Origin of the sequence: Schumannella soli (assembly GCF_006517435.1) — a bacterium.
Classification (GTDB): Bacteria; Actinomycetota; Actinomycetes; order Actinomycetales; family Microbacteriaceae; genus Schumannella; species Schumannella soli.
The window spans coordinates 830254-843277 of the sequence record NZ_VHQG01000002.1; the positions used below are offsets into that span (position 1 = coordinate 830254).

11 protein-coding genes are annotated in these 13024 nt (G+C 71.5%); 7 read left to right on the forward strand and 4 right to left on the reverse strand.

All coding sequences use genetic code 11. The features are described 5' to 3' along the window. Nucleotides 1–139 precede the first annotated feature (139 nt). Nucleotides 140–2596 carry a DEAD/DEAH box helicase gene (locus FJ657_RS09575; RefSeq protein ID WP_141163975.1) on the forward strand — a complete coding sequence of 819 codons (2457 nt, stop codon included), beginning with the start codon at nt 140–142 and terminating at the stop codon, nt 2594–2596. A gap of 6 nt (nt 2597–2602) precedes the next feature. Here the strand turns inward: FJ657_RS09575 and FJ657_RS09580 are convergent, their stop codons facing one another. Next, nucleotides 2603–3016 carry a hypothetical protein gene (locus tag FJ657_RS09580; protein WP_141163419.1) on the reverse strand — a complete coding sequence of 138 codons (414 nt, stop codon included), beginning with the start codon at nt 3014–3016 and terminating at the stop codon, nt 2603–2605. Between the two features lie 195 nt (nt 3017–3211). Here FJ657_RS09580 and FJ657_RS09585 point away from each other — a divergent pair, with 195 nt between their 5' ends. The 3 genes from FJ657_RS09585 to FJ657_RS09595 are packed head-to-tail and all read left to right on the forward strand — an operon-like array spanning nt 3212 to nt 6265. Beyond that, on the forward strand, nt 3212–4378 hold the full coding sequence (locus tag FJ657_RS09585; protein ID WP_141163420.1) for an inorganic phosphate transporter: 1167 nt from the start codon (nt 3212–3214) through the stop codon (nt 4376–4378). Beyond that, a complete protein-coding gene (locus FJ657_RS09590; RefSeq protein WP_141163421.1) occupies nt 4375–4587 on the forward strand; it encodes a hypothetical protein in 213 nt (70 codons plus the stop codon). Before FJ657_RS09585 ends, FJ657_RS09590 begins: the two co-directional genes overlap by 4 nt. A gap of 52 nt (nt 4588–4639) precedes the next feature. Then, nucleotides 4640–6265: an aspartate ammonia-lyase gene (locus tag FJ657_RS09595; protein ID WP_141163422.1), complete on the forward strand. Its 1626-nt coding sequence runs from the start codon at nt 4640–4642 to the stop codon at nt 6263–6265. 33 nt (nt 6266–6298) lie between these two features. Here the strand turns inward: FJ657_RS09595 and FJ657_RS09600 are convergent, their stop codons facing one another. Further along, nucleotides 6299–8746, reverse strand: coding sequence for an ATP-dependent DNA ligase (locus tag FJ657_RS09600; RefSeq protein WP_141163423.1), 2448 nt, complete (start codon nt 8744–8746; stop codon nt 6299–6301). Between the two features lie 59 nt (nt 8747–8805). Here FJ657_RS09600 and ku point away from each other — a divergent pair, with 59 nt between their 5' ends. Then, complete coding sequence (ku, locus tag FJ657_RS09605; RefSeq protein ID WP_141163424.1) at nt 8806–9753, forward strand: non-homologous end joining protein Ku; 948 nt, start codon at nt 8806–8808, stop codon at nt 9751–9753. Between the two features lie 15 nt (nt 9754–9768). On the opposite strand, the gene FJ657_RS09610 is transcribed toward ku, so the two are convergent. After that, entirely contained in the window at nt 9769–10035 is a 267-nt protein-coding gene (locus tag FJ657_RS09610; protein ID WP_141163425.1) for a DUF7218 family protein, read from the reverse strand. 189 nt (nt 10036–10224) lie between these two features. Here FJ657_RS09610 and FJ657_RS09615 point away from each other — a divergent pair, with 189 nt between their 5' ends. After that, complete coding sequence (locus tag FJ657_RS09615) at nt 10225–10554, forward strand: DUF7882 family protein (protein WP_141163426.1); 330 nt, start codon at nt 10225–10227, stop codon at nt 10552–10554. On the opposite strand, the gene FJ657_RS09620 is transcribed toward FJ657_RS09615, so the two are convergent. Further along, entirely contained in the window at nt 10520–11530 is a 1011-nt protein-coding gene (locus tag FJ657_RS09620; RefSeq protein ID WP_141163427.1) for a YihY/virulence factor BrkB family protein, read from the reverse strand. The two genes, FJ657_RS09615 and FJ657_RS09620, sit on opposite strands and share 35 nt — an antisense overlap. A gap of 114 nt (nt 11531–11644) precedes the next feature. Between FJ657_RS09620 and FJ657_RS09625 the strand changes: the two genes are divergently transcribed. Then, the gene (locus FJ657_RS09625; RefSeq protein ID WP_141163976.1) at nt 11645–13024 is read left to right on the forward strand and encodes an FAD-binding oxidoreductase; all 1380 of its coding nucleotides are present in this window, start codon (nt 11645–11647) and stop codon (nt 13022–13024) included.

Sequence of the window (13024 nt, forward strand, 5' to 3'; positions counted from 1 at the left end):
AGGGTGTCCCCATTTGGAGGGCATCCGGGGGACAGCGCGGCCGCCGTCGGCGTCCGTCGGCGCCGTGCGGCAGACTCGTCGGGTGCTCGCCGACCTGCTCACCGGACCCTGGGATGCCGACGCCTTCGCCGAGGGCTTCATGGCCTGGTCCGGGCGCCGCGGACTGCCGCTGTACCCGGCGCAGGAGGACGCGCTGCTCGAGCTGCTGCTCGACCGTCACCTCGTGCTCAGCACCCCGACCGGCACCGGGAAGTCGCTCGTCGCGATCGCCGCGCACGCGATGGATGTGGCGCAGGGGCGCCGCTCCGTCTACACGGCGCCGATCAAGGCGCTGGTGAGCGAGAAGTTCTTCGCTCTCGTGGAGCTCTTCGGCGCGGAGCGGGTCGGCATGATCACGGGCGACACCCGGGTGAACCCCGACGCGCCCATCCTCTGCTGCACCGCTGAGATCGTCGCCAACGCGGCGCTCCGCCAGGGTCCGGACGCGCCCTTCGACACGGTGGTCATGGACGAGTTCCACTTCTACGCCGACCCCGAGCGCGGCTGGGCGTGGCAGGTGCCGCTGCTGCAGCTTCCGCAGACGCGGTTCGTGCTGATGTCGGCCACGCTCGGCGATGTCAGCGCGATCACGGCCGACCTGGAGCGCCGCACCGGTCGAGAGGTCGGCATGGTGACCGGCGTCGAACGGCCGGTGCCGCTCGACTTCCGCTACGAGCTCACCCCCGTGCAGGAGGAAGTCGAGTCGCTGCTCGCCGACGGCCTCGCACCGATCTATCTCGTGCACTTCTCGCAGGCGGCGGCGGTCGAGCGCGCGCAGGCGCTGGCCAGCGTCCGTGTCGCCGACCGCGCCCACCGCGACCGCATCGCCGTGGCCATCGCCGGCTTCCGCTTCGCGCCGGGCTTCGGGGCCGCGCTCAATCGTCTGATCCGCGCCGGCATCGGCGTGCACCACGCGGGCATGCTCCCGAAGTACCGGCGGCTCGTCGAGACCCTCGCGCAGGACGGCCTGCTCAAGGTCGTCTGCGGCACCGACACGCTCGGCGTCGGCATCAACGTGCCGATCCGCACCGTGCTGCTCACGGCCCTGACGAAGTTCGATGGGACGCGGATGCGCCAGCTCAGCGCCCGCGAGTTCCACCAGATCGCCGGGCGGGCCGGCCGGGCCGGCTACGACACCGCCGGCGAGGTGGTCGTGCTCGCGCCCGAGCATGAGATCGAGAACGCGAAGGCGGCGGCGAAGGCCGCCGCCAACCCGGGCAAGGCGAAGAAGACCCCCAAGAAGAAGGCGCCCGACGGATTCGTGAGCTGGGGTCCTGGCAGCCTGGAGCGGCTGCAGAGCGCGGCGCCCGAGACGCTGCAGAGCTCGATGACGATCACGGCGGCCATGCTGATCAACGTGATCGCGCGCGGCAGCGACGACGGACGCGGGGTCTTCGACGACGTCCGGCGACTGGTGCTCGACAACCACGAGTCGCCGGCGCGGCAGCGCGCGCTCGCCCGCCGCGCTCTCGGCATCTACCGCACGCTGCGCGCGTCAGAGGTCGTGGCGCAGGAGGGCGGCGGTCTCGACGGCACCGCACGCATCCGGCTGACGGTCGACCTGCAACCCGACTTCGCCCTCAACCAGCCGCTCTCGCCTTTCGCCCTCGCAGTGATCGAACTCCTCGAGGAGGACGCGTCCGACTACGCGCTCGACGTGCTGAGCGTGATCGAGTCGACGCTCGACGACCCGCGCGCGATCCTCGGCCAGCAGCAGTTCACCGCGCGGGGCGAAGCCGTCGCGGCGATGAAGCGCGAGGGGATCGAGTACGAGTCGCGCATGGAGCTGCTCGAGCAGATCACGTGGCCGATGCCGCTCGAGCAGCTGCTCGCCGAGGCCTATGAGGTCTACGCGGGTTCGCAGCCGTGGGTGCGCGACTTCGCGGTGTCGCCGAAGTCGGTCGTGCGCGAGCTGTGGGAGCGGGGGATGACCTTCGCCGAGTACGTCGCGTTCCACAAGCTCGGGCGCAGCGAAGGGCTGGTGCTGCGCTACCTCTCCGACGCCTATCGCGCGCTGCGGCAGACGGTCCCCGACGAGGCGAAGACCGAGGAGCTGCGCGAGCTCATCGAGTGGCTCGGCGAGGTCGTGCGCCAGGTCGACTCCTCGCTCGTCGACGAATGGCGCGAGCTGCTCGAGCCCGGGACGACGGTCGCGACAGCGGCGGCGGCCCCGATCCGACCCCCGGGGCCGGTGAGCGTCGTCGCGAACCGGCGGGCGTTCACCGCCATGGTGCGCAACGCGTTCTGGCGCCGGGTGCAGCTCGCGGCGCGGCAAGCCGACGACGAGCTGATCGCGCTGGATCCCGACATCGACTGGCCGGCCGCGCTCGACGCCTACTTCGACGAGCACGACGCCATCGGCATCGGGGCGGATGCGCGCTCGGCCGCGCTCCTGCACGTCGACGAGCGGTCCGACCGATGGCTCGTGCGGCAGACGATCGCCGATCCGGCGCAGCACCACGACTGGGCGGTGCTCGGCGAGGTCGACCTCGAGGCCTCGGCCGCGGAGGGGATCGCGGTCGTGCGCATCACGGCCGTGGAACGACTCGACGGCTGACGTCCGTCAGGGCAGGAAGCGGCGCAGTCCGCCGAGCCCCGCGCGGCCCGGCTGCTCGTCGTCGGGATCGACGAGATCGACCTCGCCGGTCAGCAGCTTGTCGTCGGGTTCCCGCAGCGCGCGGCGATGGTCGTCGGCGACGAGCTCGTCGTCGGCCTCCTCGTCGCTCGGCTCGTGGGCGGCGCGCACCGACGAGACGATCCACAGCACCGCCGGCACGACCCCGACGGCCACGGCGGCGAACCCCAGCGCCGTGAACACGATCGCCGCGAGCGGGATCGCCTCGTGTGCGCAGGCCCTCGCCGCGGCGTCCGCGCAGCCGCGGCTGATCGACGTCGTCACATCGACGACGGCGAAGGAGACGGCGGCCGTGCCGAGCGAACTCAGCGCGACCGCGCCGAGAGTTCTGCGAGACGGCACGGGCGTACTTTCCGGACGCTGCGGAGGGAGGGTGCGTCCGCGTTCAGGCTAGGGATCCCCGGGCATCGGGGGACACGCCCAGAACGGGGCACCCGCGCCCGGGGTACAGAACGGTCGTCCGCAAGGAGTGCTCACGACACACCGTGTCCATCTCCGAGTTGTGTTCCGTTCATCCGAGTGGAAAGGTCATTCGCGGTGGACGTCACACTCATGGTCGCGCTGGTCATCGCACTGGCTCTCGTCTTCGACTTCACGAACGGCTTCCACGACACCGCGAACGCGATGGCGACGCCGATCGCGACGGGGGCTCTGAAGCCCAAGGTCGCCGTCGCGCTGGCCGCCGTGCTGAATCTCGTCGGCGCCTTCCTGTCGACCGAGGTCGCGAAGACGATCTCGGGCGGGCTGATCCGCGAGGGCGAGGGCGGCATCCAGATCGGCCCGGAGCTCGTCTTCGCCGGCCTGATCGGCGCCATCGTGTGGAACCTGATCACCTGGCTGCTCGGGTTGCCCTCATCCTCCAGTCACGCGCTGTTCGGCGGGCTGATCGGCGCCGCGATCGTCGGCGTCGGCTTCCAGGCGATCGACGGCGGCGTGCTGCTGTCGAAGATCGTCATCCCCGCGCTCCTCGCCCCCGTCCTCGCCGGCTTCGTCGCCTTCCTCGCGACCAAGATCGCCTACGCCATCGTCGCCAAGCGCGCCCGCGACGGGTTCAAGCGCGGGCAGATCTTCACGGCCGGACTGGTCTCGCTCGCGCACGGCACGAACGACGCGCAGAAGACGATGGGCGTCATCACGCTCGCCCTCATCGCCGCGGGTCAGCAGGAGGTCGGCTCCGGTCCGCAGCTCTGGGTCGTCGTGGTCTGCGCCCTGGCGATCGCGCTCGGCACCTACAGCGGCGGCTGGCGCATCATCCGCACGCTCGGCAAGGGCATCACCGAGGTCGAACCGGCGCAGGGCTTCGCCGCCGAGGCCTCGACGACGGCCACGATCCTCGCGTCGAGTCACCTCGGCTTCGCGCTCTCGACCACCCAGGTCGCCTCGGGCGGCGTCATCGGCGTGGGCATCGGCCGCAAGGGCGCCTCGGTGAAGTGGGGCACGGCGGGGCGCATCGCGCTCGGCTGGCTGATCACGATCCCGGCGGCGGGCGCGGTCGGCGCCTTCATGGCGCTCGTCGAGAAGCTCGGCTTCTGGGGGATCGTGGCGGATGCGGCCTTCGCCGCCGCGGCGATCCTGGCGATCTTCATCTACTCACGGCGGGAGTCGGTGGACAGCAAGGCGCTCGACACGGTCGAGCCCGGCGACATCGTGCGGCCCAAGCGCAAGAAGCGCAAGAACAAGGACGGATCGGGGTCGAAGGCATGATCGACTGGGCGGCCTTCTTCGTCGTCGCGGCGGCGGCTCTCGTCGCCGCCTGCGCGATCGTGACGCTGTTCTCGCTCGCACTGCGCTTCGGCGACGGCGCGACGACCGGATCCTGGCAGCGCCGGGTCTCGGTCGGGCTCTACGTGCTGTGCGCCCTCGTAGTGCTGTTCGGCATCTACCTGATCATCCCCGCACTGCACGGGGGATGACGCGCGCCGTCGGCGCTGAATAGGCTGTTCTCGTGCTTCAAGGAGTGATCCGATGACGGATTCCGTGCCCGCCGCCCGTTCGAACCCCGCCGGATCGCCGCCGCTCTCGGAAGAGCAGAGCATCGTCGGCGACGAGAACTTCGAGACCACCGGTCCGGAGCGCGCGGCGGAGGAGCTGGCCGCGGCGTCGGAGACCCGCACCGAGTCGGACTCGCTGGGGTCGCTGCCGATCCCCGCCGACAGCTACTGGGGCATCCACACGGCCCGGGCTCTCGTGAACTTCCCGATCACCCGCCGCGCGATCAGCAACTACCCCGACCTCGTGCGCGCCCTCGCCCGGGTGAAGCAGGCGGCGGCCCGCGCCAACCGTCGGCTCGGCGCCCTCGAGGGGCACAAGGCCGACGCGATCGAGTGGGCCTGCCAGCGCATCCTCGACGGCGAGCACCACGACCAGTTCGTCGTCGGCGCGATCCAGGGCGGCGCGGGCACGAGCACGAACATGAACTGCAACGAGGTCATCGCGAACATCGCGCTCGAGCACCTCGGCCGCCCGCGCGGCGACTACGCGACGCTGCACCCGATCGACGACGTCAACCGCAGCCAGTCGACCAACGACACCTACCCGACGGCGATCAAGCTCGCGATGATCTTCGGCCTGCAGCGCCTGCTCGCCGAGCACCGGCTGCTGGCGGAGTCTTTCGCGGCGAAGGGCCGCGAGTTCGAGCACGTTCTGAAGGTCGGCCGCACCCAGCTGCAGGACGCCGTGCCGATGACGCTCGGTCAGGAGTTCGGGGGCTTCGCGCATACCCTCGTCGAAGACCACGAGCGCCTCGGCGAGGTCATCCCGTGGCTGGCCGAGATGAACCTCGGCGCGACGGCGATCGGCACCGGCATCACGGCCGACCCGCGCTACGCGGCGGCCGTGCGCGACGAACTCGTCGAGCTGACGGGGCTTCCCTTCCAGACGGCGGCCGACCTGATCGAGGCGACGAGCGACGCGGGCGTCTTCATGACCCTGTCCGGCGTGCTCAAGCGCGCCGCGGTCAAGCTGTCGAAGATCTGCAACGACCTGCGGCTCATCTCGTCCGGCCCGCAGGCGGGACTCGGCGAGATCAACCTGCCGCCGCGCCAGGCGGGCTCGTCGATCATGCCGGGCAAGGTGAACCCGGTCATCCCCGAGGTCGTCAACCAGGTCGCCTTCTCGGTGATCGGCGCGGACGCCACCGTCACGGCGGCCGCCGAGGGCGGTCAGCTGCAGCTCAACGCCTTCGAGCCGGTCATCGCGCACAGCATCCTGCAGTCGCTGGCGTGGATGACGAACGCCTGCCGCACGCTGCGCGTCAACTGCGTCGACGGCATCACCGCGAACACCGACCGCCTCACCCGCCAGGTGGAGACGAACGTCGGCGTCGTGACGGCCCTGACGCCCTACATCGGCTACGCCGCTTCGGCCGCACTCGCGCACACCGCGCTGACCACGCAGTCGTCCATCGCCGACCTGGTGGTGGATGCGGGGCTCATGGAGCGCGAGGAGGTGCAGCGGGTGCTGTCGCCCGAGCGCCTCTCGGGCATCGCGCCGATCACGGGCGTCGTCGACCTCGCGGCGATCCAGCACGCGCAGCAGGCGGCGAAGGATCGCGCGGCGGGAGCGCCGCGCACCGAGTCCGATCTGACCTGAGCAGACCGGAGCTGAACCGGCTCGGGCCGGGCGTCAGTCGACGATCGGCTCCGCGGTCTCGTCGCGCACCTCGTGCGCGGCCTTGTCGGGGCGCATCCCGCGCCAGCTCGCGTGACGCAGCCGCCCGTCGCCGGTGAGTCCGGCGTACTCGACCTCCGCGACGAGCGAGGGCGTGACCCAGCGCGCGTCGGCGGCGTCCGCGTCGGGCACGTCGTCGAGCGGTGAGGTGACACGTGCGAGCGGATCCAGCCTGTGCCGCATCCGGTCGAGCTCGCGCTCGGTGAAGCCCGTGCCGACCCGGCCGACGTAGCGCAGGCGGTCGCCGTCCGGCACGGCCAGCAGCAGCGACCCGATCGACTCGGCGCGCCGGCCGTTGCCGGGTCGCCAGCCGCCGATCACGACCTCCTGGGTGCGCAGATGCTTGAGCTTGAGCCAGTCGGCGCTGCGCCGGCCGGGGCGGTAGCGGCTGTCGACCCGCTTCGCCATGACGCCTTCGAGGCCGAGATGACGGCTGACCTCGAGGGCGTGCCCGAGGTCGTCGCCGGCGAGCGGGGGAACCTGGATGCGCTCCGTCGGCGCCGCGATCAGCTCCTCGAGAGCGGCGCGTCGCTCTCGCCACGGGCTATCGCCGGTCGCGGCGCCGTCGAGCTCGAGCAGGTCGAACAGGAAGAGGCTGACCGCGACCCGGTTCCGCGCCCGCTCGACGTCGCGCGGCTTCGTCAGCCCGAGCCTCTGCTGCAGCCGCGAGAAGCTCGGGCGGCCGCTCGCATCCAGTGCCACGATCTCGCCGTCGAGCAGGACGTCGGCGCCGCTCACCGCGTCGACCAGCTCCTGCAGCTCGGGGAACGTCGGCGTCAGGTCCGATCCGTTGCGTGATCGCAGCTCGACGCGGCCGTCGGCGACGCGGGCGAGCGCCCGCACGCCGTCCCACTTCATCTCGTAGCTCCATTTCGCGGGATCCCGGTCGCGGATGTCGGCGGCGGTGCCCGCGGTCGCGAGCATGGGGGAGAGCGCGGTGTGGCGGCGTCGGGGCCCGGCTCCGCCTCCGCGGTGCGCGGCGGCGTGCGCCGCGGAACGCACCCGCTCGTCGGCGCCGGAGGTGCGAGCGGCGCCCGCCTCCGGCTGCTCCTTCATCCGGTGCAGCAGCCACTGATCGGCGTCGGTGTGGATGAGCGCGTAGCGCCCGCGCAGGCGGTCGCCGCGCAGGTCGACGATCACCTCCTCGCCTTCGCGCCACTTCTCCAGCTCGTAGTCGCCGCGATCCCAGATCTGCACCGACCCCGCGCCGTACTCGCCCTTCGGGATCTCGCCCGCGAAGTCGGCGTAGTCGAGCGGGTGATCCTCGGTCTGCACCGCGAGCCGGTTCTGGCCGGTGTCGTCGGGAACCCCCTTCGGAACCGCCCAGCTGACGAGCACGCCGTGGTGCTCGAGTCGGAAGTCCCAGTGCAGGCGCGTCGCGTGATGCTCCTGTACGACGAAGATCGGCGCGTCGGTCTCCTGCCGGCGCGCGCGGTGGGCGTCGTCGCCGAAGGGCTCCGGCGTGCCGCCGGCGCGCCGTTTGGCCCGGTACTCGCCGAGTCGGCGTTCGACGTGCCCGGCCTCGAGCTGCGCCATCGGGTCGGCGCGGCGGTCGATCCGCTCGCGCGCCTGGGGCAGCTCGAGCTGGGCGAGCGACGCCATCCCGAGCTCTCGCCAGGTGCGCGGCACGGCGACGGTCGGCCGGGCGCGGCCGCGCAGCGACCAGGGCACGATCGTCGTCTTGCTGCCGTTGTTCTGGCTCCAGTCGACGAGCACCCGGCCGGTGCGCTTCGCCTTGCGCATCTCGCTGACGACGAGGTCGGGATGGTCGGCCTCGAGAGCCCGCGCCAGCTCATGGGCGAAGGCGCTCATCTGCTCGCTCGACCGCGACTCGTCGAGTCCGGAGTAGAGGTGAATGCCCTTGCTCCCGCTCGTCACGGGGATCGGGTCGAGTCCGACATCGCGCAGGATCACCCTGGCGAGCTTCGCGACCTCGACGCACTCCGCGAGCCCGGCGCCGTCGCCGGGGTCGAGATCGAGCACGAGGCGGTCAGGGTCGTGCCGCCCGCCGCGCGGCCCGAAGCGCCACTGCGGAACGTGCAGCTCGAGGGTGGCGAGCTGGGCGAGCCAGACGAGGGTCGCGCGATCGTCGATGAGCGGATAGACGTTGTCGTGGTCGGCGTGCGCGATCGCCCGCGTGCGCACCCAGCTCGGCGCACCCGATCCGAGGTCCTTCTGGAAGAACATGGCGCCCGGATCGCGCTCGGTGCCGACGCCGTGCACCCACCGCTTGCGCGTCGCCGCGCGTCCCGCAGCGAGCGGGACCAGACGCGCGGCGGCGGCGGCGTAGTAGTCGATCACGTCGCCCTTGGTCGTGCCGGTCGCGGGGTACATGACCTTGTCGAGATTGGTCAGCGTGAGCCGGCGTCCGTCGACGTCGACCTGGGTGCCCTTCTCGGCCATGACCTGAACGTAGGGCCGCACCCCTGGGCTGATCGGCCGTTCTGCGGAACAATGCAGAAATGAGGGCGATCTGGAAGGGCTCGCTGAGCTTCGGACTGGTCAACGTGCCGGTCAAGCTCTACTCGGCCACCGAAGACCACGACGTGCCGCTGCACCAGGTGCACGACGACGACGGCGGGCGCATCCGCTACCAGCGCAAGTGCGAGATCTGCGGCGAGGTCGTGCCGTTCGAGCACATCGACAAGGCCTACGACGACGGCGAGCAGACGGTCGTGCTCACCAAGTCCGATCTGGCCTCGCTGCCCGCCGAGCGCAGCCGCGACATCGACGTCGTCGAGTTCGTGCCGTCGGAGCAGGTGGATGCGATCCGACTCGATCGCAGCTACTACCTCGCCCCCGACTCCAGCTCGATGAAGGCGTACGCCCTGCTGCGGCGCACGCTGGAGGAGACCGAGCGCACGGCGATCGTGCGCATCTCGCTGCGGCAGCGCACCCGGCTCGCGGCCCTGCGCGTGCACGACGAGGTGCTGCTGCTGCAGACGCTGCTCTGGGACGACGAGGTGCGCGAGGCGGAGTTCCCCGGGCTCGACGAGCATCCGCGCGTGGCCGAGAACGAGCTGAAGATGGCGCAGCAGCTCGTGGAGAGCTTCTCGAAGGACTTCGAGCCCGAGAACTTCGACGACGAGTACCAGGTGCAGCTCCGGCAGCTGGTGGAGGCGAAGCTCGAGCAGGGCGACACGCTCGACACGGAGGAGACCTTCGGACGCGAGAGCGGCGGAGGCGGCGAGGTGCTCGACCTGATGGAGGCGCTGCGACAGAGCGTGGAGCGACGTCGCGGGGAGGGATCGAAGACGGCGCCCGCCAAGAAGGGCACCGGGAAGAAGGCATCGGAGACGAAGAGCTCTGGCGCGGCCTCGACGGCGAAGAAGCCCGCCTCAGCCGCTTCGAGGTCGTCGTCGAAGAAGACATCCACGGCCGCCGGCCGGTCGCGGAAGGCGGCGTCCTGAAGCGTGGTCGCCGTCTCAGGAGTCGCGAAGCGCGCGGATGAGTTCCGACTTGCGCTTGCCCGAGTAGCCGCTCAGCCCGATCTCCTTGGCGCGCTGGCGCAACTCGGCCACCGTCCAGTCGTCGTAGCTGCCGGCTTCGCCGCCTTTCCGCCCGACCGCACTCTTCCCGCGCGCCGCGGCGGCGTTCGATATGCGCGCGGCCTTCTGCTTGCTCGCTCCGTCGTCGCGCAGCTCCTCGTACATCTCGGGGTTCTTCAGGCTCGGATTCTGCTTTCCTGGCATGCGCGCACGGTACGTCGCCGCCGAAGACGGCCCACCAGGTTGTCAGCGTGCTCGCACGCGGCATCCGGACGACGCGGACCGCATAGCAGGGCGCGCCATCTCCAGTCCAGCCCCGAAGACCGATTCGGCGGGGATGGGAGAATATCGACCGACCGCCGGTGACCCGCGCGGGAGAGCATGAGGAGATCGATGGGCAAGCTTCTGTACGGCGCGGTGAAGACCGAGATCGCCTTCGACGATCGGGTTCTCGCTCACCTGCAGGCCGTGATCTCCAGCAAGCTCCGCCGAGGCGAGAGCTTCTTCCTCAACTGGAAAGACGACCCCTCGGTCGGCGACGGGCACTCGGCGATCTGGATCGGCCCGGGCATCCCGCTCTACTTCAAGTACTACGGCGGCCGCCCGATCGACCTCAACCGTCAGTGGCTCGAGCAGCTCACGCTCTCGGCCGGCAGCAACGGCGGGCTCCAGCTCAGCGACGAGCCGGTCAGTCTGACGACCTCGACGCCGCGGAACGACTGAGCTCCTCGCGCATCCGCCGCCCCTCGGCGACGTCCTGGTCGTGCTGCCGGGCCAGCTGCAGCATCCGATCGGTGCGCTTGACGGGCAGGCGGATGTGGTCCTCCGCCTCGACGCCCTGGTCAAGCTGCTGCAGCCGGATCAGCTCGACGTCGAGCTGCGCGCCGAGCACGAGCGCCGTGCTGCTGAGGTAGGCCCAGAGCACACCCGCGAGCAGGATGCCGAGCCGGCCGTAGAGCTGGCCGTAGGCGCCGATGAGGTGCAGGTAGAGCGCGAAGCCGCCGGTGACCGCCGCCCAGGCGGTGAGCGTCAGCAGCGAGCCGAGGCTCAGACGGCGCAGTCCGCTCACGCGGACGTTCGGAGCGTGGCGCTGCAGCAGCGCCAGCAGGGCGACGAGCAGCACCAGCAGCAGGGGCCAGCGCACGATCGCCCACACCGTCGACGTCACCGGGCTCAGCGGGCCGCCGACCAGTTCGCCGATCGTGTCGGGGCCGACGAGCAGGATGCCGAGCGCGGCCCCGCCGAGCACGATCGCCGCGGCGGCGATCACGAGCATCCAGCCGCGGAAGTACCAGAACGGGCGGCCCTCCTGCACCCCGCAGATCGTGTTGACGGCCCGGCCGTAGGCGGTGCACCAGCCGGACGCCGTCCAGAGGGTGAGCGCGAGTCCGATCAGCACCGCGATGCCCGGCGACCGCAGGCTCAGCAGCTCGCCGATGGCATCCCGCACGGTGTCGGTCTCGCCGGCCGGGACGAAGGGGCCGAGCAGTGCGACGAGCTCACTCGCCGCGCCCTTCTCCGCTCCGCGCAGCGCGAACGCCGCGACCGTGAGCAGCGTCGCCGGGAACGCGGTCAGCACCGCGAAGAAGGTCAGCGCCGCGGCGGCGTCGTAACCACGGCCGCGGAGATAGCCGCGCCAGGTGCGGCGGAGGGCGTAGACCGTGCGGCGGCGACGGCTCACCGGCGTGGTCTCGGGCATGCAGCGAGGCTATCGGCGGCGGTCGCGCGGGCGTCCCTAGACTCGGTTCACGGCCAGGCGCGCTCCCGACGCCGGCCGCGGCACCACCGGAGGACAGGCGTGACCCAGCCCACGATCGACATCATCCGCGACGAGCTCGCCGAGCTGGGCGAGGCCCTCGTGCTCGACCCGCTCGCGCTCGACGAGCTGCGCGCCGACAAGTCCGGCCACGTCGCGTCGGCGGCGCCGCTCGCGCTCGTCGAGGCCCGCACGATCGAGCACGTGCAGCTCGCGCTGCGCTTCGCCAGCCGGCACGGCATCCCCGTCGTACCGCGCGGCGCCGGCACCGGACTCGCCGGCGGCGCGGTCGGCGACGCGGGCGAGCTCGTCGTGTCGACGCGGCGCATGGATCGCATCCTCGAGATCTCGGCCGACGACGAGCTCGCGGTCGTCGAGCCCGGCATCATCAACGCCGACCTCAACGCCCGGCTCGCGCAGCACGGTCTGTGGTGGGCGCCCGATCCCGCCAGCAAGGCGATCTCGACCGTGGGCGGCAACATCGCGACGAACGCGGGCGGCCTGCTGTGCGTCAAGTACGGCGTCACCCGCGAGGCCGTGCTCGCCCTCAAGGTCGTGCTCGCGGATGGCCGCCTCATCTCGACCGGGCATCGCACGGTCAAGGGCGTGACCGGGCTCGATCTCACGGCCCTGTTCATCGGATCGGAGGGCCTGCTCGGCATCGTGGTCGAGGCGACCCTCAAGCTGCGCCGCGTGCCCGCGGGCGAGCCCGTCACGATCGGGGCGAGCTTCGGCGACGTCGCCGATGCGGCGCGGGCCGCGAGCGTCATCGCGACCTCCTCGGTGCGCCCCGCCGTCATGGAGCTGCTGGATGCGCGCGCCCTCGAGATGCTGCGCACCTGGTTCCAGGCGCAGGGCGAGACGGTCGACCTGCCGGGTGGGGCGTACCTGCTCGTGCAGACCGACGGCGCGGACGCCGCGCGCGAGGCGCAGGAGCTGCTGCCGATCATCGCCTCGCTCGGCGGCGTCGCGCAGCTCGCGCCTGACGCGGAGGCGGGGGAGCGGCTGCTGCGCATCCGCCGCTCCTTCCACCCCGCGCTCGAGTCGCGGGGCACCGTGCTCATCGAGGACGTCGCCGTGCCGCGCAGCGCGCTGCCGGCGATGTTCGCCGAGATCGACCGCATCTCGAGCGAGTTCGACATCCCGATCCCGACGATCGCGCACGCCGGCGACGGCAACCTGCACCCGAACTTCGTGCTGCCGACGAGGGCGACCGGATCCGCGCTCGACGTGCCCGAGCACGTGTGGGAGGCGGCGAGCGAGCTGTTCCGGGCGGCGCTGCGGCTCGGCGGCACCCTGACCGGCGAGCACGGCGTCGGGCTGCTCAAGAAGCGCTGGCTCGGCGACGAGATCGGCGACATGCAGCTCGAGCTGCAGCGCGGCATCAAGGCGGTCTTCGATCCGCAGGGGCTCCTCAATCCCGGCAAGGTGCTCTGA

Coding starts and splice junctions, on each gene's coding strand:
- FJ657_RS09575 (WP_141163975.1), top strand. CDS start 140: ATGGCCTGGTCCGGGCGCCGCGGACTGCCGCTGTACCCGGCGCAGGAG.
- FJ657_RS09600 (WP_141163423.1), bottom strand. CDS start 8,746: ATGGCCGAGAAGGGCACCCAGGTCGACGTCGACGGACGCCGGCTCACG.
- ku (WP_141163424.1), top strand. CDS start 8,806: ATGAGGGCGATCTGGAAGGGCTCGCTGAGCTTCGGACTGGTCAACGTG.
- FJ657_RS09610 (WP_141163425.1), bottom strand. CDS start 10,035: ATGCCAGGAAAGCAGAATCCGAGCCTGAAGAACCCCGAGATGTACGAG.
- FJ657_RS09590 (WP_141163421.1), top strand. CDS start 4,375: ATGATCGACTGGGCGGCCTTCTTCGTCGTCGCGGCGGCGGCTCTCGTC.
- FJ657_RS09595 (WP_141163422.1), top strand. CDS start 4,640: ATGACGGATTCCGTGCCCGCCGCCCGTTCGAACCCCGCCGGATCGCCG.
- FJ657_RS09620 (WP_141163427.1), bottom strand. CDS start 11,530: ATGCCCGAGACCACGCCGGTGAGCCGTCGCCGCCGCACGGTCTACGCC.
- FJ657_RS09615 (WP_141163426.1), top strand. CDS start 10,225: ATGGGCAAGCTTCTGTACGGCGCGGTGAAGACCGAGATCGCCTTCGAC.